The sequence below is a fragment of the Pradoshia sp. genome, assembly GCF_051873915.1.
Lineage (GTDB): Bacteria > Bacillota > Bacilli > Bacillales > Pradoshiaceae > Pradoshia.
Map to the genome: position 1 here is coordinate 19426 of NZ_JBJEFJ010000028.1, position 26249 is coordinate 45674.

A 26249-nucleotide genomic window follows, 5' to 3' on the forward strand; every position below is an offset into this window, starting at 1 on the left:
GGTGATGGCTTAGACCGTCTCATGTTCGGTCCTCGTCCCAATAAAAAAGAGACAGCCTCAGCGAAGCCATCCCAATCATCCAATCAGCAAATCGATATTGTTAAACTAATGGAGCACTCAGATACCCTGCTCAACAGCGTATCTGAGCTATCACCAGTCTTGCGCAAAATTCCGTCCTTTATTTCAAAGTTTATTTCAAAATAGCCTTTATTTCCTGGCTGCCTTTCCATCCTTAAAGCCTTTTTCATAGGCATCATTCATGATACTTGTAAATATGTCCATAAAGGGGATTAAATCTCTCTTGTGAATATCGAGAGTGCTCTCCGCCATTCTTTTCTTGATTTCCGGATAATGCTTCATGGCCATCGATAAGTAATCTATCTTCCTTTTTGACATCCCCCAGCCCCCTCAGCAAATTGAATCCCCTTTCATGTAGAAGAGAAAGGGGATTTTTCTTATTTGGCATACAATGGTTAGCCCTGACGAAATAGGCTCCTTTTCCTGACTTGGTTGACATGCCTTCGCAGCATCTCTACGCCCTTTTCCGGCTTTATGGGAGCATTCACAACATAAACCTGCTCCTCTTCTTTATTGGAAGGGAAGGCCCTTCCCGGCATCTCCCGTTCTCTGTCATAGATAATATGGTATCCAAGCTCCTTTAGTACCTCATACCAATGATTTTCCACACCAGACCTCAGCTGATAGTTCCCGCTCTTCGATTCAGCAATCTCCAGAATACTCATGACCGCATCATCAATATAAAGGAGGTCCCCCCGGTCTGCCTTCTCATATTCTTCGAAAGGAAATGAGCCTCCCGTAAGACATTGTTCAAAGACACCCTCCTCCCTCCATGGTCCATACACATCTGGCAGCTGAATCTGAACATTTGATTCAGACCACTTCATTACATCTATGAGAGGCCGCTGGTGATTACCAGTGATATAAACAATCTTGCCGGTCTTTTTCTTATTCAGTTCCAAAAATTCCTCAACATCAGGCAAGCTTATGTCCTCTTGGTATACATACAGAATAGAATCCTCTTCCTTACTGAATGAAAATTCCTCTATTGAATACAAGAGCAAATTGGCATTTCGGCCGATATATAATTCCTTTTCTTCTCTAACCCCCTTATCTAAATAGGGTAAAGAGGGTTCAATACCAATCACTTCTTGACCGTCTTCCATCAGCTGCGAGCATAGCTCAAAGGCCACAAACGAAAATGGCGACATAACGATATTCCTTGGCATAGTAAAACCCCCTGCCGTTTTCTACACATTATGCATGGGAAACAGGGGTTATGCTCTCTTATAATTGTTTTTCATGCCTCTTAAAGAATGAATTCATTTGATATGGGATACTGTATCGCTTCTCAGGGGTTATATAGTTGATGTCAAAATGCGGGTGAGTGGATGCGATATGCTGATAATGTGCTTTTAGATTTTTTTCGTAGGAATTTATCACATGCATCAACAGGACAGGAATCTCTTCAGGAATTCGGCAGTCATGCCTGCCTTTAAGCCAGTTAGCCGCATCAGCGGTTTCCATATTATATGCATGGCTTATTTCTTTCATAAATTTTTTATGAAAGAATTTATTTTCTTTTTCTTTTTCATAACGCTTTAGCAAAGATAATTCCGGATCGACCATCGCTATAGAGCGTATCTTTCCATCAAGGAGCACGCAGAGGCTTTCAAGAAGAAGTGCACCTGTTCCTTCAGCCAGAAGATGAATTTTATCATTCACAATTTCATGACGGATGAAATGAGCATATAGTTCAGCAAGTGTGTCAGAGGCTCCTTCCTTTCCCCAATGGGCACCGAGGTTTGTGGCAAAAAGGGTGTACCCCTTCCCTAAAAGATGATCCACCATTTGTCTTTTACCAGGATGCTCCATCCAAAAGTTCGTTTTTTCATGGATATAATGTCTTTCCCCGCCTACAAGCAGGATTGAAAAACCGCTCGGCCGTTCCGGGTAAAAGATGGTTGTCCATTCATGATTAAATCGAAATGTTTTTTGATTCATCATCATTTTCCCCTTACTAATTGGTACTTTGATAATGTATGTAGAAGTGCAGGAAGGTGTCCGGGCATTCCCCCCTTTCCTGCTCTTATGTAGATGGATACATAATTTCATGTGTTTGGGGAATGATAATGGATATATATTTGGAAAAATTAGCTTAACGAAATAGTTTCCAGCTTATTTGATCTATGATAGAATAATTAATGATTGTAGATGAACGGGGTGAACAAGTTGAAATATCTTTTTACATTTATCTGGACATTTGCATTAACACATATGGTCATGTACGTAACGAGCTCTATGGTCGAAGGTGGAGAATATGTATTTAGCACTGCATCTATTCTCGCTGTCGTCATCACTGTTTTGATTCTTATCGTTGCGGCGATCATTCCAAATGAACCTGTACAAGAGCATCATTAATGGATGAACGCAATAAGCAAAAAGGACAGCCCTTCGGTTGTCCTTTTTGCTTACCGTAATATCATTTCCTTACGGCTTTCTGACATATGTCCAATGTCTATTATGATTCGAGTTCTCCGGAAACGCATCTCCGGCCTTCAATCGAATTTTCTTCGGATTAACAATATTGCTTCCTGTTTCTCCGATCTCAATATACTCACCGTTATTCGGCGCCTTCTGTCCATGCTTAAAATGACGATTCTGTCCCAAGAAAATCCCTCCTTTTCTCTTCTAGAATCCCCATTTTCCATTTATTCATGCCTGCCTTGGCGTTGCCATTAAATCAACAAGCAAGGCTTTTTGTGCATGCAGACGGTTGCCAGCCTGCTTCATAACTACAGAATGCCCTGAATCAATGATAGCGGCTGTTACCTCTTCACCACGATGGGCCGGCAGGCAATGCATAAACAGATAATCCTCTTTCGCACAAGCAGTCAGCTCTTCATTGACTTGGTAGGCTGCGAAATCCTTCAGCCTTTTTTCATTTTCTAATTCCTGCCCCATGCTCGTCCAGACATCACAATAAATCACGTCTGCATTTTGAGCAGCTTCATATGGGTCTTGCATAACCTCTACTTTCGCTCCCGTACCTTTCGCCGCTCTTTTTGCCTTATCTACCACTTCCTCGTCTGGCTCATAACCAGGCGGAGTCGCACAGACAATATGCATACCGGCCAGTGCACCAGCAACCAGCAAGGAGTTCGCTACATTATTCCCGTCACCAATATAAGCCAGTTTTACCCCGGAAAGCACACCCTTCATTTCCTTAATTGTCAATAAATCTGCCAATGCTTGGCATGGATGCTCCAAATCGGTCAATCCATTAATAACAGGGACAGTTGCAAATTCAGCTAAAGCTTGGGCCCGCTCATGTTCATGTGTTCGAATCATTAATCCATCTACATACTCTGATAACACTTGAGCAGTATCACTTATCGGCTCTCCCCGTCCGAGCTGTGTATCATGACCACTTAAGAAAATAGCGCTTCCGCCAAGCTGAAGCATGCCGGTTTCAAAAGAAACCCGTGTTCTTGTAGAGTTCTTCTCAAAAATCATGCCGAGTATCTTCCCTTTAAGAGGAAGATCGGAATATCCAGCCTGCATGCGGGCCTTCAATTCCTCCGCAAGGTCCAGCAGGTCTGCTAGCTGTTCACATGTCAGCTCTCCCATTTCCAAAAAATCCTTCTGATTTACGATTGGTTTGATTCCATACATAATTCTCAACCTGCATTTCCCCTCTCCCAATTATGCTTCCATTCATGAATTTCTAGTTAGAGACTTTAAGCCCGCATACTTCTTCTATTTTCTCTAAAGCGATTGATAATTCTTCCCTAGTCACGGTCAAAGGCGGAAGCAGCCTCACAACATTTGCTCCAGCAGTCAGTACTAATAATTGCTGTTCCTGCAGGCTCATTATATAGGGAGCAGATTCATGATACATCTCAAGACCAATCATAAAGCCTTCTCCCCGAACCTCTTTAATTGCCGGCGAACGCTCAGCGAGCTCCTTCAATTTATCCATAAACCAGGCTGATTTCTCTCTCACCTCTTGCAGGAAGGTTTCATCGTTCATTTTTGTGAGAACAGCCTTGCTCGCAGCAAGAGATATGGGGTTACCCCCGAAGGTTGAACCATGAACTCCCGGTGAGAATGCCTCCTCTAGTTCAGCCTTTGCGATAACAGCGCCAATTGGCAGTCCATTGCCAAGACCCTTTGCCGTCGTGATGATATCAGGCTTCACATTCGGATATTTCAAATAAGCAAATGGATAACCGGTCCGTCCATTCCCCGTTTGCACCTCATCAATGATCAAGAGGGCATTGTTCTTTTGGCAAATTTCGGTCAACCCTGACAGAAATACTTCTGTTCCAGGAATAACACCGCCTTCTCCCTGAATTACCTCTACCATGACTGCAGCTGTTTCTTCATCTATCTCCTGTTCGAAAGCCTCCAAATCATTAAATGGAAGATAGCTGAACCCTTCTAGCACGGGGCCAAACCCACTATGAATGGAACTCTGTCCAGTCGCTGCCATCGCTCCAAATGTTCTTCCATGAAAGGATTGGCTGCACGTGATTATAGTTGTTTTCCCTGTTGCTCTTCTAGCAAGCTTCAGTGCTGCCTCATTTGCTTCTGTACCACTGTTGCAGAAGAATACCTTGTCAAGTCCGCTCAACTGAGCCAATAGGGACGCAGTTTCCTCTTGAATAGGAAGCTGAAATAGATTGGAGGTATGCCAAAAGCGCGCTAGCTGTGCTTGAACCTCCATCATGACCTCCTCATGACCATGACCGAGATTGACTACTCCAATACCCGAGGTGAAATCCAGATAGTCCTTTCCATCCTCTGCTGAAAGCCAAGTCCCTTTGGCCTTAACCGGGGTAATTCCCCATTTTTTATATACCGGAAGTAATGATGACAATGCTTTCCACCCTTTCTTTAGGCCCCAAGAAACGTACCCTTCCACTCTTTATTCGAAAAGAAACGGGATACTCCACTCGTTATGAGAATGGTTGAGGCTCCTTCTTGCTTCGCCTGTATGGCGGCGTTCACCTTGGGAATCATGCCCCCATAAATCGTGCCTGTATCAATTAATTGATGAATCTCCGCCTCCGTTATATGGTCAATCGTGCTGGGACCATTTCTTATCCCGGCTACATCTGTAATAAATATACACAGCTCTGCATGGAGCGCCGCAGCAACAGCTCCTGCAGCAGTATCCGCATTTACATTCAGTTTCCCCCCGTCTTGATTAAGGGAAATCGGTGTCAGAACTGGATACACCTCTTTAGCCAAAAGAACATCAAGCAGGGTGGTATCGACTTTTCGGATTTTTCCAACTTCTCCAAGTGCCGCTTGATCAATATGCTCTGCCTCCAGAATCGCACCATCCGAACCATTTAAGCCAACCGCTTTAAAACCATGAGATTGAAGCATATGCACTAACTGCCGGTTCGTTTTGCCGGCTAGAACCAGCTCGGCAATTTCCAGCGTCTCCTTCGTTGTCTTCCTGAGACCATTCTCAAATTGAACAGGAACTTCAAACCTATCCAACATCTCATTAATGTCTGGTCCTCCGCCGTGAACAAACACGAATGAATATCCTTCACTTCGCAATTCAGCCAAACTGTCAAAGAATTGATCTGATAAGCGGCCAATGATGCTGCCGCCGCATTTAATTACTATGGTTTTCATCTGCCCGTCTCCCCTACGTTCGATAGCTGGCATTGATTTTGACATAATCATAGGTCAAGTCGCAGCCCCATGCCTTGCCTGCACCAAGTCCATCCGCCAATTGGATGAGAATCTGCACTTCATCTCCAAGCAAATAATCACGCGCCTTTTCCTCATCAAAAATGACCGGAGTACCGTGATGAAAGACTTCAACAGGACCAAAGGAAATACTAACCCTTTCCTGATTAAACGGGATATTGCTGCGTCCCATTGCACCAACAATCCTTCCCCAGTTTGCATCTGCACCATAAACGGCCGTCTTAACGAGATTAGAAGCAATCACTGTCTTGGCGATGGTCTTTGCTTCTAGGTCAGTTTCTGCACCAGTCACATGAACCTCCACTAATTTCGTCGCACCCTCTCCATCACGAGCTATTTTCTTTGCGAGACATTCACATGTCTCCTTCAGCAAGGTCATAAAGATAAGCCAATCAGGATGGTTTTCATTCAACAGCTCATTTCCGGCGGCACCGTTAGCCATAACTAGAACCATGTCATTTGTGGAGGTATCTCCGTCAACGGTAATCTGGTTAAAGGAGATATCGGTCACCTTCCTTAACGCACGTTCAAGTGATTTCTGCTCAACCTTAGCATCCGTGGTCACAAACCCAAGCATTGTTGCCATATTGGGATGAATCATACCAGAGCCTTTAGCCGCCCCTCCCATGGAAACAGTCACTCCATCGATAACGGCTTCAAACGCACACTTTTTCGTACAAGTATCTGTCGTCAAGATTGCCTTTTCAAAACCTTCCCCGCCGGACGATTCCTTTGTGAGTTCAATCTCTTTAATACCGGCTGTAATCTTCTCAATCTCGAGGAATTGACCAATCACTCCCGTTGATGCGACAGCTACATCATAGGGGGTTAAGCCGAACTTATCAGCAACTGCTGCCCGCATCGTTTCGGCGTCCTTTAATCCGCGTTCTCCAGTACATGCATTTGCACAGGCACTGTTCACAACCAATGCTTGCAGGGTACCGTTTTTTGCAATGCTCTCCTTCGTAACATGGATTGGCGCTGCCTGATAAGAGTTCAATGTATATACCGCTGCTGCCTGTGCCGGCCTCTCTGAATAAAGAATTCCTAAATCATTGTGTGAATAGCGAAGCCCAGCATGAATTCCTTCTGCCCAAAATCCCTTCGGTGCCAAGATACCGCCGTCGATTGCTTTCATTAACTCCTTCACCTCTGCATTCATACATACCTTCCTCTCCATCATTCTCTTTACGGGAACACTGGAACTAAGCGCAGACCCTCAGTCTCCTCAAGTCCCATCATGATATTTGCATTATGGACCGCTTGACCCGCAGCCCCTTTAACAAGATTGTCAATCACAGATACAAGTGTGACTCTGCCAGTCCTTTCATCCATTCGAAAGCCGATATCACAGTAGTTCGTGCCATACACTTCCTTGGTTGATGGGAATTGATTATCCCCTCTCAGCCGAATGAAAGGTTCGTCTCCATAGTGATCCACTAGAGTCCTTTCAATTTTGCTTGCTGTCACACCCTTTTTTACCTTTGCATGTATGGTTGCCATGATTCCTCTTGTCATCGGGACAAGATGAGTCGTAAACATGACCGGTTCAAGGGAAGCATCCCAATGCCTCAGTTGCTGTTCAATTTCTGGGATATGCTGATGTTTATGGACTTTATATATCGATAGGTTCTCATTTGTCTGAGCATAATGAGTCGTATCCGTACTCTTTTTCCCTGCCCCTGATATACCTGACTTAGCATCGATAATGATGTCGCTCGATTCAATCAATCCATTGGCTGCCAGGGGTGCAAGTGCTAGAAGGGAAGCGGTTGAATAGCAGCCTGGATTAGCGATCAGCCTGGCATTTGCGATTTCCTGTCGGTTCCACTCTGACAATCCATAAACAGCTTCCTGCACATATTCCGCTTTAGCAGCCGGCTGTTTATACCATTTCTCATATTCACCTTGTCCCTTTAGTCTTAAATCCCCCGACAAGTCAATGATCTTCAGATTTTTCTCATATAATCCAGGTACCAATTTCTTTGCAATTCCGCTTGGCAAAGCCAAGAATACGAGATCGCTTGTATTTGCAATCTCATCGGCATCGTACACCTTCAATATTAGCTGTGTTAAGCCGTGCAATTGCTTGTTCTCTGAGTCTAGCCTTGAACCGGCTGTCGAAGAGGAATATACACCTGATAAAGAAAAGGAAGGATGATTTGCCAAAAGCCGAATCAATTCCATTCCGCTATAGCCAGTCGCACCAACAACAGAGACATTCATTTATATTCCACCTCTTAACAATTTTTTAAAATTCAGTAATATCTATTTATTATAGTTATGTATAATTATAAAATCAAATGTATTTTTATAATATTTTAAACAGAATAATCCCCCTAAGATTCTTTGAACAATTCATATTCCAAACAATCAGATTCATACACGCAATTCGTTTATCCTTTCTAACAAACTGCGAAATATCATTTTATACATTTATTCCCTTTTCCATCCCTATGTATCTCCTAAAAATAAATCATCAGGAACATAAATAAAAAAGCGCACCGCCCAGTTCTTTCGGGCGGTAAACGCTCATATCCTTTCGTGATTTAATTTCATTTTTCCCATCAACCATTCAAAGATCTGCATATTCTCCTCTAATGAAAAAACTGCCACGTCAAAGGGAATCCATTCATGGTTCTTGTTTACTTCAGGCCAAAGAAGTACTGCCTGACAATTCGTTAATTCCTCTAATAAAGACAGATCCTCTTCCTCACGAATCAGCACAATCTTAGGGTACGGTGCCTTCTTATATCCCTCTAAGATAATAATTTCCGGATTAAAGACCATTAATAAGGCTAGATTTTTATGCAAAAAGGATTCCTCATCCATCCGACCTTGCAGATGGATGAATCCTTCTCCTTCCACTAGTGCTGCTGCCGCTCCTGCATGGAAGTGCTTATCGGAATCCTTCCATGCAGTTGAATCAGGCTTACCACCATGGCCATGATGCTTAAGCACGGCTGTCTCTATTCCTTTTTCTTTTAAATAAGCAATCATTGAAAGAATAAATGTCGTTTTACCGCTATTTTGATAGCCGACCACTTGCCAAACAGGTGCTACCAAGGCCATGCACTCCCTTCTTCATCCTCAAGCAAGAGAATATCCACCTCTTCCCCCTTTTGATACCCTCTTGTCCCGCCGGGGAGAATGGCAAAAGAATTGGCAGTAACTAAGCTCATCACCATATTGGACTTATCCTTTCCACTCGGAACGACACAAAGCCGGCCATCCTCGTAATAAGTACGACTCCTGACAAAGCGGGTAAAGGGGTTTGCCTTTGTGAAATCCTCACCGAGTACAGCGCTCACTCTCTTAAGGTGGGGATTTGGTGAGTGGAGCATTGTGCGGATGATTGGCCTGACAAATAATTCAAAACCAACATAGCTTGCTGAGGGATTCCCGGATAAGCCGAAGAGGATTTTCCCTCCCATGGCTGCAACAGTTGTCACGCTGCCCGGCCTCATGGCAACCTTATTAAACAGAACACGCGCCCCAAGGCGATGATAAATATCGGGCATATAATCATAATCACCAACCGAAACCCCGCCAGTCGTAATCAGCAGATCCACTTTATCCAAAGCATCACTTATAGCCGAATAGCTCCCTTCAAGATCGTCAGGCAAGATACCGAAAAATTTCACATCCCCTCCAGCTCTCTTAATCTGGTCAGCCAGCATATAGGAATTGCTGTTTCGTATCTTTCCTGGCTGCAGTTCCTCACCCACATCAAGCAGCTCCGTTCCCGTTGCAAAAAGACCGATAACAGGCTTCTTCGCCACGGGGACCTTCGTATAGCCAAATGTCGCTAAAACCGCCTTAATTCCCGGGTTCAACTTTGTTCCCTTCTTTACGAGCAACTCTCCCTTCCTCGCATCCTCCCCCTTAAACGATACATTCTCTCCCTCTTTCACCTTACGCTTGATCTGGATGAAGTTCCTGCCGTCCCGTTTTATTTCACGAACGAGCTCAAGCATGATAACAGCGTCTGCCTCTGCCGGCATTTGAGCGCCTGTCATGATTCTGACAGCTTGGTTATCCTCAAGCTTTCTTGTCGCAACCATACCAGCACCAATCTCTTCGATCACTTCAAATTCAACCGGGAAATCCCTTGATGCATGAAGTGTATCCCTCGAACGTATAGCAAACCCGTCATATGGGGAGCGATCAAAATAAGGTACATCATGAGTTGCGGTTATATCTTGTGCGAGTGTTTCATTAAAGCAAGTATGTATAGGCAGTAATTCATCCTGTCCAATCAGCGCATGCTCCATAACTCTTTGAACAGCTTCCCCTACCGGTATCGGTTTCCTCATCTCCATCTTTCTTTCCACCTCATTTTCATTCTATCTATCAACCAATATTTTGAAATTTACAATATCCTGCTATAATCAATCTTATACATGAAAGGCGGGATTCATCATGCTAGAAGGCCATATCGAAAGCGTGCGCATTGGTACGCCCAAACCATTGCCCTACCGCAGCAAGATCGTACAATCAGCCATCTTTAAAGAGGCAGTCACAGAACCGATTTATGTCACCCTCACGAACCTAGATGGCGACATTCAAGCCGATACGAAGCATCATGGCGGCCCAGATAAAGCCGTTTGTGCATATGCAGCGGAAAACTATGCATTTTTTACCGAAAAGATTGGCCAAGCCTTCCCTTTTGGCTCCTTTGGAGAAAATTTAACAGTCAGCGGTCTCAGAGAGGATTCAATCATGATTGGCGATATTCTCTCTATCGGGGAATGCATTCTGCAAGTATCCCAGCCGCGGGAACCTTGCTATAAAATCGCTGCAAGGCACAATCTCGTTCAGCTGCCTGTGTGGATTAGGCAGACAGGCTATTCCGGTTATTATTTCCGCGTATTGAAAGAAGGCAGCCTTCAAGCAGGTGACAGCGCCATTCTTAAAGAAAGGGGCAAAGGCGGGATTACTGTTGCTTCAGCAAACACCATTATGTATGGAGATGATACCCCTTCTGAACAAATTAAGCGGCTTTTAAACGAGGAGGCATTATCAGCCTCCTGGAGCAAACAGCTGACGAAGAAACTAGCAAGCCTCACATGAAGATGAGCACCCAGGAAAATGGGTGCTTTTTTTCATCCGCCAATATAGGACATTTCAATTTTCTTTCGCAGCTTAGATGCAGCTTCGGTTCTCTGGTCAGAATAACGGTCATGACGATGGTTCCAAATCGATACAATTCGTTCGCGTAAAAGTTCATTCTCACTCGAACTGCGCAGCAGGTCTCTTATATCATGGCCAGCCTCACTGAATAAGCATGTATATACATGACCATTTGCTGATAATCTTGCCCTCGTGCAACTGCCGCAGAATGATTCTGAAACGGAGGTAATAAATCCAACTAGGGTATTCGTATCCTTATAACGGTATTTCTTCGCTACTTCACCAAAGTAATCCGGGTCTAGCGGCTCAAGTTCAAACCGCTCATTCAATAGGACAAAGATATCCTTCTTCGTAATAACCTCATCCATCTTCCAGTCATTAGTCGTGCCGACATCCATGAATTCTATGTAACGAAGCTGCACACCCTCTTCTCTGCAAAATTCTGCCATCGGGATAATCTGGTCATCATTCATTCCTTTTTTGACAACCATGTTCACCTTCGTCTCAAAGCCGGCCTCCTTAGCAGCCCGAATCCCATCTACAACAGGTTTTGTCCCTATTCCTCTTCCATTTATCAGCTTAAATAAAGATTCATTTATACTGTCCAAACTAATATTGACCCTGTTAACCCCCGCTTCCTTAAGGGCTTTCGCCTGCTTTGGAAGCAGGATTCCATTCGTCGTCAAAGCAATATCCTCTATCCCTTTGATACTGGACAGCATATTTACCAGTACAGGTAAATCTCTTCTAAGAAGCGGCTCTCCTCCAGTCAAGCGAATCTTCTTTACCCCGAGCTCAGCAAAAACAGAGGCTGTTCGTTCTATTTCTTCAAATGTTAAGAGCTCTTCCTTTGGAAGGAAGGTATACTCCTGATCAGCAGGCATGCAGTATTGGCACCTCAAATTGCATCGGTCAATGACCGAAATCCTTAAGTCCCTGAGGGGCCTGTCAAGCATATCTGTTATTTGTTCATTATTCATTTGTCTCCCCCCTATTCATCGCGATCTCTCTTTCATCCTACCTTACACCTTGATTATGTATAAATAATTACCAATAGAGTCATATTTTTGAATCCCTTAATTTATGATACATACCCTTTTTCTTATGTGACTAATCCTCTTCCTATCCTTTATGCCAGAGGGAATTAGTTAAGTCCATTCCATTTCATTTCATTAAAAAAAGCCGGATGGTCATCCCACCGGCTCTCTGGACAGTTACTTTTCATTATGGTCATCATTATGAGCAATCAGGATAATATCCTTCCCAAGTTCCTCGCTGAATTGCTTTTGATATTCATTCAATTTCTGCACTTGATGATCATTTAGCTTTGCAATTTGATAATTGTTCATGATTTTTCCTCCCTGGCTGGACAATATTCAAAGAGACAAACTCTTTATATACTATCATTCCCAAAAAGGTGAAAATCATTTTATAAAGGATATGCTCTTACTGAATGCCAAGAGCAATTTTCGCATAACGGGACATCCGATCCTTAGTCCAGGCAGGCGTCCATACAATATTCACGTCCACGTCCTTCACTTCAGGAAGATCTTTCAATGCATATTTCACTTGATCGACAATTGTGCCAGCAAGCGGACAGCCCATCGCCGTCAAAGTCATCGTGACAGTCGTATTGCCTTCCTCATCCATATCAACATCATACACAAGTCCAAGATTTACTATATCAATTCCCAATTCAGGGTCTAATACATCCTCTAAAGCACCCATAATGCTATCTTTCATATCTTGATCCATTAATTTTAGCTCCTTTCCTTGCACCTCTTTGTCCTAATCCTACCAAAATTCATGTTCAGTGGCTATTTTTTGAACCTTATATGACCTTTTCTTCAATCCAGTTTACAGCCTCAAGCAAGCCTTTTCTTGTAACCGCATGGCCTGCTTGCTCATCTGTCACATATGTAACCTGCTCATCCTTAAAATGCCGAGCCTGACTTTCGAGGAAGGTGCGTATGCCAGCTATCGGGACAACCGGGTCCTTCTCGCCGTGCCAAATAAATAACGGTCTTCCATTCAGCTTTTCAGGCTGCAAGGATAAATCATATTTGGTTAAAGCATCCAAGGTTTCCTTAACCTCCGCCTCGCTGATTCCTTCTATCCCTTGTTTCAGCATCCCATGGGTAAAATCTTGGTAAGCAGGAGTCCCCATCATGCTGACAGCTGCCTTAATCCACTCATATTGTGTAAGAGCCCCAAAGGTTGTGATTGCCCCCATAGATGTTCCTCCAAGCGCAATTCGATCATGAATCACATAACCATACTCCGTTATATAGTGCTTAATTTTCGGTAATTCTTTAATAGACGATAGAATAATCTTCCAGAAAGATTTAGACATCACCTCTTCTGAATAGTCTCCCCCTCTTTCCCCATGCATAATCGCATCTGGAAGAAACACTCTGAACCCACGCTCAGCAAGGAGATAAGCATAATGAAGATTATGCTCTTTCGCGCTCATGAATCCATGTAGAAAAATAAACCCTGGCAGCGGGATATTCTTCAAATCCTGCTTGCCGATGATCAGCATTGGAACATCTTCTACCGTTACTTTCTCTATTTGAATCATTGTGCTTCTCCACCTCTTTACATATATTTTACAAATCAATAAATACCATTATTCGGCTATACTTGATATGATTATATAAGATATTACACATGATGGTAATGATATACCCTTAAAAATTCAGATGATTCAAAGGAGAGCCATATGTCAGAAAAACATTTAATTGTGCTGGATTTAGACGGCACACTCTTAAAAGATGATAAAACGATTTCACCAAGAACCAAAAACGTGCTCCAAACCTTAAAGAACAACGGCCATGAAGTCATGATTGCAACCGGAAGACCGTTCCGCTCAAGTGAACCATACTACCGCGAGGTTGGCATGACGACTCCTATCGTGAACTTTAACGGGGCATTTGTCCACCATCCCCTATCCAAGTCATGGGGAATGCACCATACGCCACTGGATATTAAGGTAGCAAAGGACATTGTTGAAGCATTGGATCACTACCGTTACTTCAATATTATAGCTGAAGTGAAGGACGATGTTTATTTCCATTATCATGATGAGAAATTACTTGATGTCTTCAAGATGGGCAATCCAAGCGTCACAACTGGTGACCTCCGCCGCTTCCTGCAGGATTCGCCAACATCCATGCTAATACACACAGAGGAGGAGGATGTCAAACAAATCCGAAAGCATCTATCTGATGTTCACGCAGAAGTCATTGACCACAGACGCTGGGCTGATCCATGGCATGTCATTGAGATTGTCAGGAACGGATTAAGTAAAGCTGTCGGCATCGACAAGGTAGCCAAGGATTTAGGCATTCCAAAGCAACGCATCATTGCTTTTGGCGATGAAGATAATGACCTGGAAATGATTGATTATGCAGGAACTGGTGTGGCTATGGGCAATGGGATTGAACAATTGAAATCAGTCGCTAACCATATTACCTTAACGAATGAGGAAGACGGAATTGCTGTATTCCTTGAAGATAAATTCAATATTAAAAGTGCATGACTAACAAAAATTCTTCCTGGACATGATAGTAAAGGACGGAGGAATTGTCCTCTGTCAAACATTGAATGCAGGAGGTATTTCTCATGGGAAAAAGAAATAAATCCAAACGCTTTGTCCAGCAAGGGAAGGATGCCGTCGCTAAGCATAGCGAGAAGTTTCCGTATCGTTTAACGATGGCAGAAGCTGAATCCAAAAATCAGAATACCTTTGCGGGGCTTTAATTATGCGGAATGAATTATTTGGTCGTGCAAAGAAAGCCGTTGAACTAGCCTATAACAGCAATGGAAGCCAGCCGGAATTGATTGCAAAGGCAAGGAATGAACTTTCCTCAGCATTTGCCAATTCCACTATTGCTGAACAAGCGCAGCTTCATCAAATGCAAGATCTGCTTGATTCCCTGGAAAACAGCATTCAATAAAGAAAGGGCGCAAGGAAATTTCCTTGCGTCCCTTTTCTTCACTTCACCTTCGATACAGGTGCTGTCTCCTCATTTTGAACCATCTCATACATGCTGATGAATTTATCCACAATAGCTCCCCATGAATGTTGTCTAGCTGTCTCTACACCTGCGAACCTGACAGAATCATGCGCCCCGCTCCGAAGAACTTGCTTAATCTTCTCTGCCGCTGAATCCATATCCTCAAAATCAACCAAATAACCATTCTTCCCATCTGATACCATCTTTTTGAAGGAAGGAATCTGGCTCAGGAAGGCTGTACGTCCACCAGCCATAGCTTCTAAAGAAGATAGACCGAATCCTTCATACTCAGAAGCTGAAATAAAATAGGCTGCCTCGGCCATTTCCTTTAATAGATCCTCCTCTGATAGAGCCTCACAGATGGTCACATGATGTCCAATATCATAACGCTCAATCAAGTTCAGGAATTCCCCCTTCAAATGATCATAGTCCCTTCCAACAACCGATAGATGAACATCTGGAAATTCTGTTTTTAAGCGGGCAACCAGATCAAGCAGCTTATCAATCCGCTTATTTTTAGAAAATCTGCCGACAAAGATAAAGCGGTTCTTTCTTCCCTTTTCCTGTGCAACCGTATGATAGTGGTCGAAGTTAATTCCATTCTCGATTAACTCAATTCGCTCGGGTGAAATCGGCTTAAATGTTTCATAATCAGGCTCACTGTCTGCCACAATCCAGCTCATGTTCCTCAGACTCATCTTTGTGAAGGTATGGAAATGGAGTTTCTTATATAAATAGAATTTTTTCGTGTGAAAGAAACCTCCATGTGTAGATAAAATCATGGGCTTTTTATGAATCAGCTTCAAGCCAGCTAGATAATCCAGCAGGAAATCAACGCCATGTATATGAATTAAATCAAATTCTGATAAGTAGTTAACAGCCGATAAAGCAATAGGATAGCGCCGAGATCCAAAATAGGGGATTCTCCTTACCGCTATGCCATTGATGATTTCGGCCTCCGGGAATCTTTCTCCATTGGAGAAATCAGCATTTAACGTTAATACCTCTGATTCAATGCCTTTTTCCTTCAAGTGAACAGCTAAGTTTTCCACGAAATTTTCCATCCCGCCAATTACCGGCTTGTATTGCCTGATTACATGAAGAATTCTCATGATTCACTTCCTCTATCTTTAATTAAATTCCCTGAGGCATAAGGGCTTGCTCCTTCGTTGACATCCATGCTCTATAGGCGAGACTATCTGGAATATCGACATCAGCAAATGTCAGCATCTCCCCTTCTTCAACCGGTCTGATTATAGTAGCCAGATCAAGCAGTCCAATCGGGATATGGTTAGGCTTATCGTTAATCTTCACTGCTCTCCCTCTAACTTCAAAGCTTCCAATTCCACGCTTAATCGGCGTTCCTGCAGCAAGGTCTTTCTTTGCCACCGCTCCCATGCTATAAGAAGGGGCGCTTGTATTATTCAATAAAATCTCTTTTCTTTCTATTACTCGCCTGATTGTCTTGACGACTTCCAGATGGCATAAATGAAACGGCATAATCAATGTATAGTACGGTCCTTCCCCAAGCTTCATATAGTGAAGAGCATCCCTTTGCCCTTCGCCATCAAGATGTCTTGCTGTTACAAACACCCCAGCAGGCGCTTTAGCAGAAAGAACGTAATCACTGATTGGATAACCGAATTCTTCCGCCCTCATAGCCAATACATTAGCTCCAGCTAGTAAATCCTCAGCAGCTATTCCACTGATCCCGCTTGGCAGAAGCTTTGTTTGAAAGGCATTCGCTACCAGAGTCTGCTCAAATTCGACTTTTGTTCCGTCCGTAAAGGAGGTGACCATCTCAAGGCTAATCTTATTTCTCTTCGACCAATAAAGCATATCTTCAAAGGATGGGTTAGGATTTAAGAATCCCTTAATATTTCCATACACAAGCGGTTCAAACCCCATTTGCAGAGCATTCTCACGCAAGGCAGCAATGCACCCAGGCTGGTCTCCTTCCGCTTCTGTAATAAATCCTTTTCCAGCAAAGTACGAGCCAGTCGTTACCTGAAGCTCTGTATTCATGGTCACAACCGGAAGACCGGCCTCCATTACCTTTGCAATCATTTCTGTTCCGAATAACACATCTCCCGTGCATTCAACAATAATATCTGAGTGTTCAATACAATCCTCGATGGAATTTGTTAATAAATGAGGATAAGGAAAGTCGCCCCGCCTATCCAGCCTGGTTCTTGTCATGACTTTAACAACCTCTAAATCTTGGCACAGGTTTAATGCCTTCACTAATCCTTTTCCAATAAAACCGCTCCCGATTATCCCCACTCTTTGTTTGATCTTTATCATGACCGTTCTCCCCTCGGTATAGACTTTAGAGTTTGTTTTTCTTTTCTTATCAAAAGGAAGTAGCTTGTAATTAATGCTGCATGAAACCAGACAAATCCCATTCTAAATCCATTATTAAAATTAAAATCTACGAGTATAAACAGACTGGCTGCCAAGAATCCGAGAGGAATAAAATTGGATTTATCATAAACCGAAAGAATCATCCAGGTGATTCTTCCAAGAATCAAAAGGAAGATGGCAAGCCCGATTATTCCGGTATCAAACAAGACCGTCAAGAATAAATTTGCATTCCCCTTACCTGCATTGAGCTCTCCTCCATATATATATTCCTGTCTGATATCATCCCTCATGGACAATTCAGCCATCCCGCCGCTCCCATTGCCGACAATAGGGTGCTTCGGGATATAATCCAGCATTAACTGGATGGAGGCAAAACGGCTATCTGCAGCCCCTTGGTCTGTCTCAAGGCTTGTGCTTGGATGAAAGCGGTCATAGACCTTCATAAAGATTCCTTGGTTCACGATAAAAAGCATGATAGCTGACAAAATCAAAATGACTGCAGAGGAAGCAAAGAGCTTAATTGCCCTCATATTCTTCGTAATGATAAAGATGGCAATTACGGCGACCGCCAAGGAAAGAATACTTGCCCTCGCCATACTGATGAACACACCTATGAAACTCATGAACATGCCAATCAGGATAAACATCGGCGGAAATAAGCGCGTATTCCTGCTTAAATACATCACCACAAACCAGACAGCGGTATATCCTGCAAATAAGCCATACCAGTCGGGCTCATGGGCAAAGGATGATGGACGCGGAATGCCGATTTCCTCATAATGACTCAATCCGAATTCAAATCCCAAAAAGAAGCCAATCCATTGCAGTATCCCGACAGCTGTTACAATAATTCCGGATACCAATGTGTACTTCAAAGCTTTATCAAAGAAATCAAGACCTTTATTGTAAATACATTGAACAGATATGAAATAAAACAGATTCAAAAATAGCTGACCAACGACTGATTCCCAAAAATCTCCCACGCTGATCAAATGTCCTATACTGAAGAAGTAGCTGAATACCCACAGATTAATCAGGATAAATAAGGGAGTCTTATATAGTTCCCTTTTAGAAAGCAGGAACTCTATCGTAAATTTAAGAAAGAGCGCTAAGAACAATATTTGAAAGATTCGTATATAAGAGCCTTGGAAGGTAATAAATGAACGATCAATAAAGATACTTAGTGCAATAAAAAGAAAGACTCTTTCTACAGTTAAAGGAAAGAAAAAGATAACGGCAATAATGATTAAGATGATAGGAAGATAGGCAAGCGGGAGGGCGGCGAACGCCCCCACCGCCAAAGCTAAGATGGCTGCGATTGCCGTTTGAACATATTGCCGGTTTTGATTACTCCAAAGCAGACTATTCACGCTTCCTCTCCTTTCGACTTCTTCACAGGGATTTTTTTTGGTCATTCGTGGGTTTCTTCACAGGCTGCTCTTCAAAAAGACAGATTGACATGATTCTTACTCAACATAATCACCCGTTGCATCACTTAATGCTGGTGTCACCCCAACAAATACAGCTCCTTGCTGGTTTACCTGTCCAGTCGTTTCAGCAATGTGCAAATAATATTTCTGTGTCGGAACCTTTTGGCTGTCTTCATATGTATTTTGTTTAAGCAGGCCATTGCCGACATTGAACAGAATGATTGCAGAACGATTTTTCCTATCCTTTGATTTCTGTCCATTCCCAATCAGCTGATTCCCTTCAAGGGTGAAATCCTCTTGGCTGTATAGATCAATTCCAGCCAATCCGTTATCCTTAATAAGGTTGTCTTTAACCTCGAGACCTCTGCTCATGACATCTAAATTAGCAATAACTAATCCTGCGGAAAGATTATGATTGATTTCATTGCTTTTTACGACTATGCCTTCTGCCTTATATCCCTGTAGATGGATTCCCTCCATTCTTCCGTTAGAAATCTTATTTCCTTGAATGGTTAGATAATTGTAATAGCGAATTCCTTCTGGAAAGTCGCCTGTTTCTTCACCAATGACAGAGGCCTGAATAAATAACCCCTTCCCCCTGCTGCCAGTGATTTCATTGTTTTCTATGGTCGTATTATTCATGCCAGTGACATAAATGGCATTTGCCTCTCCAGTTTTATAGGTTTGCTCGACGACATTATTAACAACTTTTACATTGGCAGATTGGTTCTTCCATCCTTCCACAAATATGCCGTCTCCACCGTATCCGCCGGTCTTTCCATACCCTCTTATGATATTATTCTCAATCACCCCATCACTGACTGTTCGAAACGCCACCCCTGCATTCCGTGAACCGATTACCTCGTTATTCCTTACCGTAATATTGACATGCTGCTCATCGCCATCCTCAACTAAATGACCAACTTCAATGCCAAAATCTCCTGCATCCTTAACCACATTATCTTCAATGATGACATTCCGGCTTGACTTTCCTTCCTGATAGCTGATGAATATCCCATTTTGATGATCCGTATGATCAATTTCATTCTGGATGATTTGAACATTTTCTGTTTTCTGCAAGCCAATAATTCCATTAGAACCTCCATCTACAATCTTTGAGTCCTTCACTGTGCCATTTTTTGAATTGAAGAGCATGATGGAAGCACTTGGCGACCGAAGAACTTCTACTCGGCTGATTTCGAATGTATCAACAAATTGAAGAATAAGAGTATGTGAATATGAATCATTGATTTGTGCTCTGCGCTTGTCTTTCTCTCCATCAAATGTGAGATCACTAATCTGGATATTCTGAGCATTTGGCTCTGTCATTAATATAGATGAATCATCTTCGCTCCCTTTGCTTTTCTCCAAATTTAAACGAAGGATCGATTCACCCATCCCTGCACCCTTCAGATGAACATTCGACTTCAAAATAATAGGTTCATCTACCACATACATGCCCTTTGGAACAGCTACAATGCCGCCGCCATTGATACTCGCTTGATCAATCTCACTCTGAAGATCAATGGTCTTAGCTAATACTTCTTCAACCGGCTTACGAATAGAAGGCAGAACTGTCGGCTCATCAGCCGGCTTCAATTTAATAGCAAGTACAGAAAGGAGTCCCATAAAAATCAAGATTGCCAGCCAAAATTTTGTGTCCTTCAAAAGAGAAGTCAAGCGGACTTGCATGATTATTGGAATCATTGGTTTACTCCTTTTTACTCGATCGCCATTTAATAAATTCTATTAAATCACTGTATTCTTTCAGCTGAGCTTGATTGATTCCCTCCTTAAGAGCGAGCCTTTCAAGATCGGTTTGTTCATTATCTTTTTCGACATCCTTATTCATCGATATTAAAACCTGTGGAGTAATATCAAGAACACCAGCAATTTTCGTCAGTATTTCAAGACTCGGGTTGGTCATCTTATCTCGCTCGATATTGCTTAAATAAGATTTTGCTACTCCTGACCTTGCAGCCAATTCTGACAAAGAGAGCCCCCTCTCCTCTCTCAACTCCTTTAGTCTCTTTCCAAACATCGCTCCTCCTTATCTAGGGCTTTTTGCCTTAGATGACTTTCCTCTCTCTTACCCTTGTTAAATTTTCAATTATGCCTCCATTGCGATCTTACTTTCCAGCAGGTCTGCAGGAGTAATAGCTCCACACAAATGTTTCTTCAGCCATTCTTCACTTTTCTTGAAAAGTCCCAATTGGAGAAGCTGTTCAATGGTTTGTTCATCGAAACGGTATTTAATTACTTTTGCCGGTACTCCCCCCACAATGGCATATGGAGGGACATCCCTCGTAACGACGGAACCAGCTGCACATATAGCGCCTTCGCCTATTTCAATACCGTTCATAACGTATACATTGGCTCCCAGCCAAACATTATCCCCCATTTTCACTTGCGCGAATTCTTCATAATAGTCTCGGTCCACCCAGTTGATGTTATTAACAACCTTAGAAGTGGAATAGAAAATAGGAGAAGTGGCAACAAAGTCTATAGGATGGCTGCCTAGCCCAATCATGGTACCAGGTCCGATAGAACAAAACGAACCTATACTGGCATACATAACATGACAGTTTGCCGAGAAATACGTGTAATCACCCACATCTGAATTCGAGATTCTCGTATAAAAATTCAAGGCACAATTCTTCCCAACCTTCGTTGTCGCTGGATCAACCTCCACATAAGGTCCAATAAATACCGACTTATTACTTTTCTTAAATGCGTGCACTCTAATTCCCCTCTTAAGAGCATGAGGAATGAGACCATTTAAATACTTGATAATAAGCTCCTCCTTTATACCGGATAACCTTCGTTACATAAATGGGTATTCACGCTTTCCGCTTACAGCAGTCGCAAAATCATAAAATGCTTTTTTGATAGCTAGGCTCACCCGTTTGAACTGCTTTCCTTTTCCGATATACCAAATATATTTCACGGTATTCTTCACGAAAAAATACAGAAGGAACATGAGGAATACTGGTTTTTTCGCATAAAGGGACATAAACAACAGATTATTCCTCGTACCATAGTAGTTTGAGAGCGGCGACCGATAGCCAGTTGTCGCTGAAACCTTATGATAGACAAGTGATTGCGGAACATATCTTAAACGATAGCCTGCTTTACGAATCTCCAGACTGTATGCGGCATCTTCATAGTAGAGAAAATAATCCTCATCCAGAAATCCCGCTTTATCCAGCATAGAAACCGGAAATAAAAACACACATCCTGTCAGGAAGTTCTCATCACTCGGCTCCCCCTTGCCTCGTTCACGGGTTTTATGCAAGACTCGTCCTGTCAGCCACTTGATATCTCCTCCCCCAAACCAAGTCTCATCCCGATTGGCATAATAGTTAATATGGGACCCGCAAGCTCCTACTTGGGGATCCTTCTCACATTCCTCCACTAATGGCTCAATGAAATGCGGATCAACCTCTGTATCATTATTGAGGAGCAAAAAGTAATCAATATCCGCTATACACTCAAGTGCATAGCGGATGCCATTATTATTGCCGGCAGCAAATCCCCCATTTTCCTTCAGCCCGAAAAAATGAAATCCTGCATCCTCAACATAGTTTTTTAGACTGCTGGTTTCCTTCGAGGCATTATCCACAATAACTGCGGTATGGTTGGAGTAGGTTGCCTTGCTTAACGATTCAAGACAGGCAATTGTATCTTCCGTTCCGTTATAATTGACGATTATCGTACAGACCTTCGGCTGCATACTACTTAATCCTCCCCTTATGGACCTTGAACCTCAGCTTTTCGATTAAACAAATTCTTGTTCTTTATTACATAATAGAAAAATTGGAAGTTGCCAACTAAGTATCTTCTCCACATCCGCTTAGGCTCTAGCAGCAGGCGATAGACCCATTCCAGCCTCAGTTTCCTGATTATTTGCGGTGCGCGCGGGATTCTGCCTGAAGCAAAATCAATGTAGGCACCGACACCCAGAATGATAGTGGCATTCAGAGATTCTTTATTATCTGAAATCCATTTCTCCTGAATCGGGACTCCTCTGCCAACAATTAAGATGTCTGGCTTTAACCGATTGATCTCATGGACTACCGCATCATTCTCTTCCTTGCTGAAATAACCGCTCCGATAGCCGACAATTCGCAAACCAGGAATGGCTCTCTGCAAATGCTCAGCCGCTTTGCCAGCCACTCCAGGTCCTGCCCCAAGCAAATAAGCCGTAAAGCCCTTTTCTGCTGCTAATTGCAGCAATTCAGGAATGAAATCTGTCCCATTTAAATTTTCCTTCAGCTGAACACCAAATAATCTGGCGCCCATCTTAATTCCAACCCCATCATTGAGTAAAAGGTCAGCCATATTGATTACATTGCGGTACTCCTCATCCTTTTGCGCGATATTATAGCAATGGGCATTGAGAAAATAGACAGCCGTTTTCTTTCTGTTGATCAAGCTTTTCTGCAGAGATGCCAAGCTCTCCGCTCCACTGACAACATCCATGGCTACATTGCCCAATTGACTTTTCGGCATTCGCTACCTCTCCTTATTCCTAGATTGCTCGGGATACTCCTTCTCATTTCATTAACGTTGCCTCTTTTACAAACAATTTGCTGAAATCAATATTTTGTGCAACTATATTTGCGTGTGCATAGGAGGAATGAGTACCAGCATCTGTCCAATCGCCGTAAAGAACGTCATATGTCAGCAACCCATTGTGAATATATTGATTATTGACATCCGTTATTTCCAATTCTCCCCTCGCTGAAGGCTGAATTTGATCAATGATGCCATAAACAGAAGCATCATACATATAAATACCTGTAACCGCATATCGTGATTTCGGAACAGCAGGCTTCTCTTCAATAGTCAAAATTCGTCCATCATATATGTCAGGAACACCAAATCGCTTCGGATTCTCTACCTCTTTAACGAGAATCTTTGCCCCTATTGCTTGCTTCTCAAAGCTTTCGACATATCCCTTAATCGTATCGGTAAATACATTGTCTCCTAGAATAACAACCATTTTCTCCAACCCTGTGAAATCACGGGCGAGCCCTAAGGCCTCCGCTATACCGCCAGGACGATCTTGAACCTTATACGTAAAGTGGACCCCGAATTCATACCCGCTTCCAAGGAGATCAACAACATCCCCCATATGATCTCGGCCCGTGACAATCAGGATATCTTCAATTCCAGCTTCCTTAAGCTTATAAACCGAATGATAAATCATTGGATATTTTCCAATCGGAAGAAGATGCTTATTCGTAACCTTTGTCAATGGATACAACCGTGAACCCGTGCCTCCTGCAAGTATTACACCTTTCATAAAATCACTCCTTTTTATCTTCTTGCCTTCAATGCCAGTGGTTTATTAAATAAGACAGTATACGAAATCTCCTTTCTCGCTATCGCAAGTCCTCCGCATAAAAGCATTGTGACGATTCCGCCTATGATAAAATGCAGAATCTGATGCCCAGGGAAGAATGAGAAAGCCGCATAAACTCCTCCAGCAAGCAGGCCGGATGAGAAAAAGGTCGTCAGGATTGATTTATATGGGAGAAGCTCTCTTTGCGGAATCTCAAAGACCTTACAGACATCTCTTTGTTGTAGATAAATTCCAATGAAGCAAGAAAGGGTTGATGCTGCGGCCACACCCAAATATCCGAATAAGGCCATGAATATGAATCCAAGAACGATATTGCAGACAACTGTTATAACTGTATTGGTGAGCACAAGCTTCTGGTTGCCTGATATAAGCAATGGTGTAAAGAAGACGGTGAATCGAAGAGGAAATTTCAATAAATATATGAGAAAAATGGTTGCTCCACTTAGGTAAGCAGATGAGTATAATAGGGTAATGAATTCTTGATGGTAGAAGAGCAAAATCCAAAAAATCGGGAACATAATCAGCGCAAGCATACGGCTTGATTCTGACCATAAACGCAGTGCCTCAATCTTTTGACTCTTGATGCTGTATAGACGCCCAAGCCTAGGCAGCATTGCTGTAATGACCGCAACGGTGATGATGGACATGAATGGGATTTCTTTTGATGCAATGGAGTAAACCGCAAACAACTCAACTGAATAGAAAAGCCAAATAATCATCTTATCGTTTGATTGCGTTAAAACATCTATGGCTGTAACGGCCCCCACTGCTCCTGTATAACGAAGCTGCTCCTTTAATAATGGAACATTTCCCTTCCATGACATTCCGTGACTGAAATGAAAGTAAAGATGCAAAATCGTCACACGCAATAATTCAAAGAGCGCAATCAACGCAATAGTGATCAATAATTCCCTTGTTGTGTATAGAGCAAAGCCTATAATCAAAAAATAAGTGAAATAATAGGACAAGTTGATGATGCTGTATATTTTCGCTTTCTTAATGGAGACGAATAAGTTTTCCAGATAGCTGCCCATTATAGTAGCAAAGCTCCATAAACCAATCCATAAGGTATAGTGGTGAAGCGTACTGTCTTTCATAAGAAAAGGAAGATTAAACAACATCAGCAAGCAGGCAAGCATCACCATACCTAATGTAAACAACACCCAAAATGTGTTGGCAATGGTATACGATTTCTCACGATCATTATCTGTTTTGTTATAGTAATAACTAAAGGTCGTCTGCATCTCAAAAGGGAGCAGCGCGCCTATCATGACAGCAATCAAAAAAATCTGCTGATAGATTCCCATCTCTGTTATCGTGAGCAATCTAGCGATAATGATTGTTACCATGATTTGAACGAATGATTTGGCGAAGCGGTTAATAGATAACAAGGCAGATTCTCTAATCATGCTGTTTCCCGCCAAGCCCCTTATAGGTGATCTTTATTACTACTTGATTATTCATGACAATCACATCTTTCCTGCCATTATCGTTCTTCTTAATAAGCATTATTAGGATAGAAAATAATGATAATCGTCTTACATATGAGCTTCACATCATAGAAGAAATGACGGTTTTGAATGTAATGCAAATCAAGCTCGACCATCTTCTCAAATCCGACGCTGCTTCTACCTGACACCTGCCATAAACCTGTGCATCCCGGAACGACCGATAGGCGCTGTTTATGATATTCGGTGTAGGTTTCAACCTCTCTAGGCAATGGCGGACGCGGGCCCACCAAACTCATCTCTCCTTTAAGAACATTCCATAGCTGCGGTAATTCATCGATACTCGTTTTGCGAATGAACCGACCAATCTTTGTGACTCTCGGATCCTCCTTCATCTTAAAGAGTGCGCCGCTGGATTCATTTTGATCCAGCAGAGAATCAATTAAGCTTTCAGCATGATGAATCATAGAACGGAATTTATACATATTGAACGTCTTACCGTCTTTCCCAACACGGACTTGCTTAAAAAATACCGGTGCCTCAGGGTCTTCTAGCTTAATTAATGCAGCTACAATAACAAACACAGGTATCAACAGAAGAAGACCTATAATCGAGAGGACGATATCCATATATCTCTTCGATAATAGATAATATTTGTTATCGTACAGCTCAATTGTTCCAACGTAAGCTTCCTGTGTAGTCCCTGCCTTTGGAGAATTCAATACATACACTCCTT

General features: G+C 42.6%; 32 protein-coding genes. 6 read left to right on the forward strand and 26 right to left on the reverse strand.

Going from position 1 to position 26249, the window contains the following annotated elements:
- Positions 1–204 (forward strand): hypothetical protein (locus ACI35L_RS02880; protein WP_439802198.1); only part of this gene is annotated, 204 nt, incomplete at its 5' end.
- A 3-nt stretch (positions 205–207) separates the two neighbouring features.
- On the opposite strand, the gene ACI35L_RS02885 is transcribed toward ACI35L_RS02880, so the two are convergent.
- The 3 genes from ACI35L_RS02885 to ACI35L_RS02895 all read right to left on the reverse strand — a co-directional run bounded on the left by ACI35L_RS02885 (position 208) and on the right by ACI35L_RS02895 (position 2028).
- Entirely contained in the window at positions 208–396 is a 189-nt protein-coding gene (locus ACI35L_RS02885; RefSeq protein ID WP_439802199.1) for a ComZ family protein, read from the reverse strand.
- Positions 397–473: 77 nt separating this feature from the next.
- Entirely contained in the window at positions 474–1247 is a 774-nt protein-coding gene (locus tag ACI35L_RS02890) for a hypothetical protein (protein ID WP_049671787.1), read from the reverse strand.
- 58 nt (positions 1248–1305) lie between these two features.
- Complete coding sequence (locus tag ACI35L_RS02895; RefSeq protein WP_439802200.1) at positions 1306–2028, reverse strand: hydrolase; 723 nt, start codon at positions 2026–2028, stop codon at positions 1306–1308.
- Positions 2029–2250: 222 nt separating this feature from the next.
- Here ACI35L_RS02895 and ACI35L_RS02900 point away from each other — a divergent pair, with 222 nt between their 5' ends.
- Positions 2251–2439, forward strand: coding sequence for a YjzD family protein (locus tag ACI35L_RS02900; protein ID WP_049671789.1), 189 nt, complete (start codon positions 2251–2253; stop codon positions 2437–2439).
- A gap of 69 nt (positions 2440–2508) precedes the next feature.
- On the opposite strand, the gene ACI35L_RS02905 is transcribed toward ACI35L_RS02900, so the two are convergent.
- The 8 genes from ACI35L_RS02905 to ACI35L_RS02940 all read right to left on the reverse strand — a co-directional run bounded on the left by ACI35L_RS02905 (position 2509) and on the right by ACI35L_RS02940 (position 10073).
- The gene (locus tag ACI35L_RS02905; protein WP_049671790.1) at positions 2509–2688 is read right to left on the reverse strand and encodes a YjzC family protein; all 180 of its coding nucleotides are present in this window, start codon (positions 2686–2688) and stop codon (positions 2509–2511) included.
- A gap of 45 nt (positions 2689–2733) precedes the next feature.
- Positions 2734–3693 (reverse strand): ornithine carbamoyltransferase, encoded by a 960-nt coding sequence (gene argF, locus ACI35L_RS02910; protein ID WP_049673000.1) that lies wholly within the window; start codon positions 3691–3693, stop codon positions 2734–2736.
- 52 nt (positions 3694–3745) lie between these two features.
- The gene (locus ACI35L_RS02915) at positions 3746–4900 is read right to left on the reverse strand and encodes an acetylornithine transaminase (RefSeq protein ID WP_049671791.1); all 1155 of its coding nucleotides are present in this window, start codon (positions 4898–4900) and stop codon (positions 3746–3748) included.
- Between the two features lie 17 nt (positions 4901–4917).
- The gene (gene argB, locus ACI35L_RS02920) at positions 4918–5673 is read right to left on the reverse strand and encodes an acetylglutamate kinase (RefSeq protein ID WP_049671792.1); all 756 of its coding nucleotides are present in this window, start codon (positions 5671–5673) and stop codon (positions 4918–4920) included.
- A gap of 13 nt (positions 5674–5686) precedes the next feature.
- The gene (gene argJ, locus ACI35L_RS02925; protein ID WP_049671793.1) at positions 5687–6913 is read right to left on the reverse strand and encodes a bifunctional ornithine acetyltransferase/N-acetylglutamate synthase; all 1227 of its coding nucleotides are present in this window, start codon (positions 6911–6913) and stop codon (positions 5687–5689) included.
- A gap of 26 nt (positions 6914–6939) precedes the next feature.
- A complete protein-coding gene (gene argC, locus ACI35L_RS02930; protein ID WP_439802201.1) occupies positions 6940–7977 on the reverse strand; it encodes an N-acetyl-gamma-glutamyl-phosphate reductase in 1038 nt (345 codons plus the stop codon).
- A gap of 306 nt (positions 7978–8283) precedes the next feature.
- The gene (gene mobB, locus ACI35L_RS02935) at positions 8284–8823 is read right to left on the reverse strand and encodes a molybdopterin-guanine dinucleotide biosynthesis protein B (protein ID WP_439802202.1); all 540 of its coding nucleotides are present in this window, start codon (positions 8821–8823) and stop codon (positions 8284–8286) included.
- Positions 8811–10073, reverse strand: a complete 1263-nt coding sequence (locus ACI35L_RS02940; RefSeq protein WP_049671796.1) for a molybdopterin molybdotransferase MoeA — start codon at positions 10071–10073, stop codon at positions 8811–8813. The genes mobB and ACI35L_RS02940 overlap by 13 nt, the downstream gene beginning before the upstream one ends.
- A 100-nt stretch (positions 10074–10173) precedes the next feature.
- Between ACI35L_RS02940 and ACI35L_RS02945 the strand changes: the two genes are divergently transcribed.
- A complete protein-coding gene (locus ACI35L_RS02945; RefSeq protein ID WP_049671797.1) occupies positions 10174–10824 on the forward strand; it encodes an MOSC domain-containing protein in 651 nt (216 codons plus the stop codon).
- Positions 10825–10856: 32 nt separating this feature from the next.
- Here ACI35L_RS02945 and moaA read toward each other — a convergent pair whose 3' ends face one another.
- The 4 genes from moaA to ACI35L_RS02965 form a co-directional block, all read right to left on the reverse strand.
- Positions 10857–11864, reverse strand: coding sequence for a GTP 3',8-cyclase MoaA (moaA, locus tag ACI35L_RS02950; RefSeq protein ID WP_439802203.1), 1008 nt, complete (start codon positions 11862–11864; stop codon positions 10857–10859).
- Between the two features lie 234 nt (positions 11865–12098).
- A complete protein-coding gene (locus ACI35L_RS02955) occupies positions 12099–12233 on the reverse strand; it encodes a hypothetical protein (protein ID WP_269431793.1) in 135 nt (44 codons plus the stop codon).
- Positions 12234–12330: 97 nt separating this feature from the next.
- Positions 12331–12639: a metal-sulfur cluster assembly factor gene (locus ACI35L_RS02960; protein WP_049671799.1), complete on the reverse strand. Its 309-nt coding sequence runs from the start codon at positions 12637–12639 to the stop codon at positions 12331–12333.
- A gap of 76 nt (positions 12640–12715) precedes the next feature.
- The gene (locus ACI35L_RS02965; RefSeq protein WP_439802204.1) at positions 12716–13465 is read right to left on the reverse strand and encodes a prolyl oligopeptidase family serine peptidase; all 750 of its coding nucleotides are present in this window, start codon (positions 13463–13465) and stop codon (positions 12716–12718) included.
- Positions 13466–13606: 141 nt separating this feature from the next.
- Between ACI35L_RS02965 and ACI35L_RS02970 the strand changes: the two genes are divergently transcribed.
- The 3 genes from ACI35L_RS02970 to ACI35L_RS02980 all read left to right on the forward strand — a co-directional run bounded on the left by ACI35L_RS02970 (position 13607) and on the right by ACI35L_RS02980 (position 14843).
- The gene (locus ACI35L_RS02970; RefSeq protein WP_439802205.1) at positions 13607–14425 is read left to right on the forward strand and encodes a Cof-type HAD-IIB family hydrolase; all 819 of its coding nucleotides are present in this window, start codon (positions 13607–13609) and stop codon (positions 14423–14425) included.
- A gap of 83 nt (positions 14426–14508) precedes the next feature.
- Positions 14509–14646 (forward strand): hypothetical protein, encoded by a 138-nt coding sequence (locus tag ACI35L_RS02975; RefSeq protein ID WP_049671802.1) that lies wholly within the window; start codon positions 14509–14511, stop codon positions 14644–14646.
- Between the two features lie 2 nt (positions 14647–14648).
- A complete protein-coding gene (locus tag ACI35L_RS02980) occupies positions 14649–14843 on the forward strand; it encodes a DUF3813 domain-containing protein (RefSeq protein ID WP_439802206.1) in 195 nt (64 codons plus the stop codon).
- Positions 14844–14881: 38 nt separating this feature from the next.
- Here ACI35L_RS02980 and ACI35L_RS02985 read toward each other — a convergent pair whose 3' ends face one another.
- From ACI35L_RS02985 to ACI35L_RS03035, 11 genes are all read right to left on the reverse strand, one after another.
- On the reverse strand, positions 14882–16015 hold the full coding sequence (locus tag ACI35L_RS02985; protein ID WP_439802207.1) for a glycosyltransferase family 4 protein: 1134 nt from the start codon (positions 16013–16015) through the stop codon (positions 14882–14884).
- 22 nt (positions 16016–16037) lie between these two features.
- Positions 16038–17207: an NAD(P)-dependent oxidoreductase gene (locus ACI35L_RS02990; protein ID WP_049671805.1), complete on the reverse strand. Its 1170-nt coding sequence runs from the start codon at positions 17205–17207 to the stop codon at positions 16038–16040.
- Complete coding sequence (locus tag ACI35L_RS02995; RefSeq protein ID WP_439802208.1) at positions 17204–18637, reverse strand: O-antigen ligase family protein; 1434 nt, start codon at positions 18635–18637, stop codon at positions 17204–17206. The genes ACI35L_RS02990 and ACI35L_RS02995 overlap by 4 nt, the downstream gene beginning before the upstream one ends.
- 96 nt (positions 18638–18733) lie before the next feature.
- Positions 18734–20404 (reverse strand): right-handed parallel beta-helix repeat-containing protein, encoded by a 1671-nt coding sequence (locus ACI35L_RS03000; RefSeq protein WP_439802209.1) that lies wholly within the window; start codon positions 20402–20404, stop codon positions 18734–18736.
- A 4-nt stretch (positions 20405–20408) separates the two neighbouring features.
- Positions 20409–20690: a helix-turn-helix domain-containing protein gene (locus ACI35L_RS03005; RefSeq protein ID WP_439802210.1), complete on the reverse strand. Its 282-nt coding sequence runs from the start codon at positions 20688–20690 to the stop codon at positions 20409–20411.
- 117 nt (positions 20691–20807) lie between these two features.
- The gene (locus ACI35L_RS03010) at positions 20808–21437 is read right to left on the reverse strand and encodes a CatB-related O-acetyltransferase (protein ID WP_053103771.1); all 630 of its coding nucleotides are present in this window, start codon (positions 21435–21437) and stop codon (positions 20808–20810) included.
- A gap of 84 nt (positions 21438–21521) precedes the next feature.
- On the reverse strand, positions 21522–22430 hold the full coding sequence (locus tag ACI35L_RS03015) for a glycosyltransferase family 2 protein (RefSeq protein ID WP_049671809.1): 909 nt from the start codon (positions 22428–22430) through the stop codon (positions 21522–21524).
- Between the two features lie 17 nt (positions 22431–22447).
- Positions 22448–23209 carry a WecB/TagA/CpsF family glycosyltransferase gene (locus ACI35L_RS03020; RefSeq protein ID WP_049671810.1) on the reverse strand — a complete coding sequence of 254 codons (762 nt, stop codon included), beginning with the start codon at positions 23207–23209 and terminating at the stop codon, positions 22448–22450.
- Positions 23210–23252: 43 nt separating this feature from the next.
- Positions 23253–24005: a sugar phosphate nucleotidyltransferase gene (locus ACI35L_RS03025; RefSeq protein WP_049671811.1), complete on the reverse strand. Its 753-nt coding sequence runs from the start codon at positions 24003–24005 to the stop codon at positions 23253–23255.
- Positions 24006–24019: 14 nt separating this feature from the next.
- Positions 24020–25474, reverse strand: coding sequence for an oligosaccharide flippase family protein (locus ACI35L_RS03030; RefSeq protein ID WP_049671812.1), 1455 nt, complete (start codon positions 25472–25474; stop codon positions 24020–24022).
- A gap of 89 nt (positions 25475–25563) precedes the next feature.
- The gene (locus ACI35L_RS03035) at positions 25564–26244 is read right to left on the reverse strand and encodes a sugar transferase (protein WP_439802211.1); all 681 of its coding nucleotides are present in this window, start codon (positions 26242–26244) and stop codon (positions 25564–25566) included.
- Between the last annotated feature and the right edge of the window lie 5 nt (positions 26245–26249).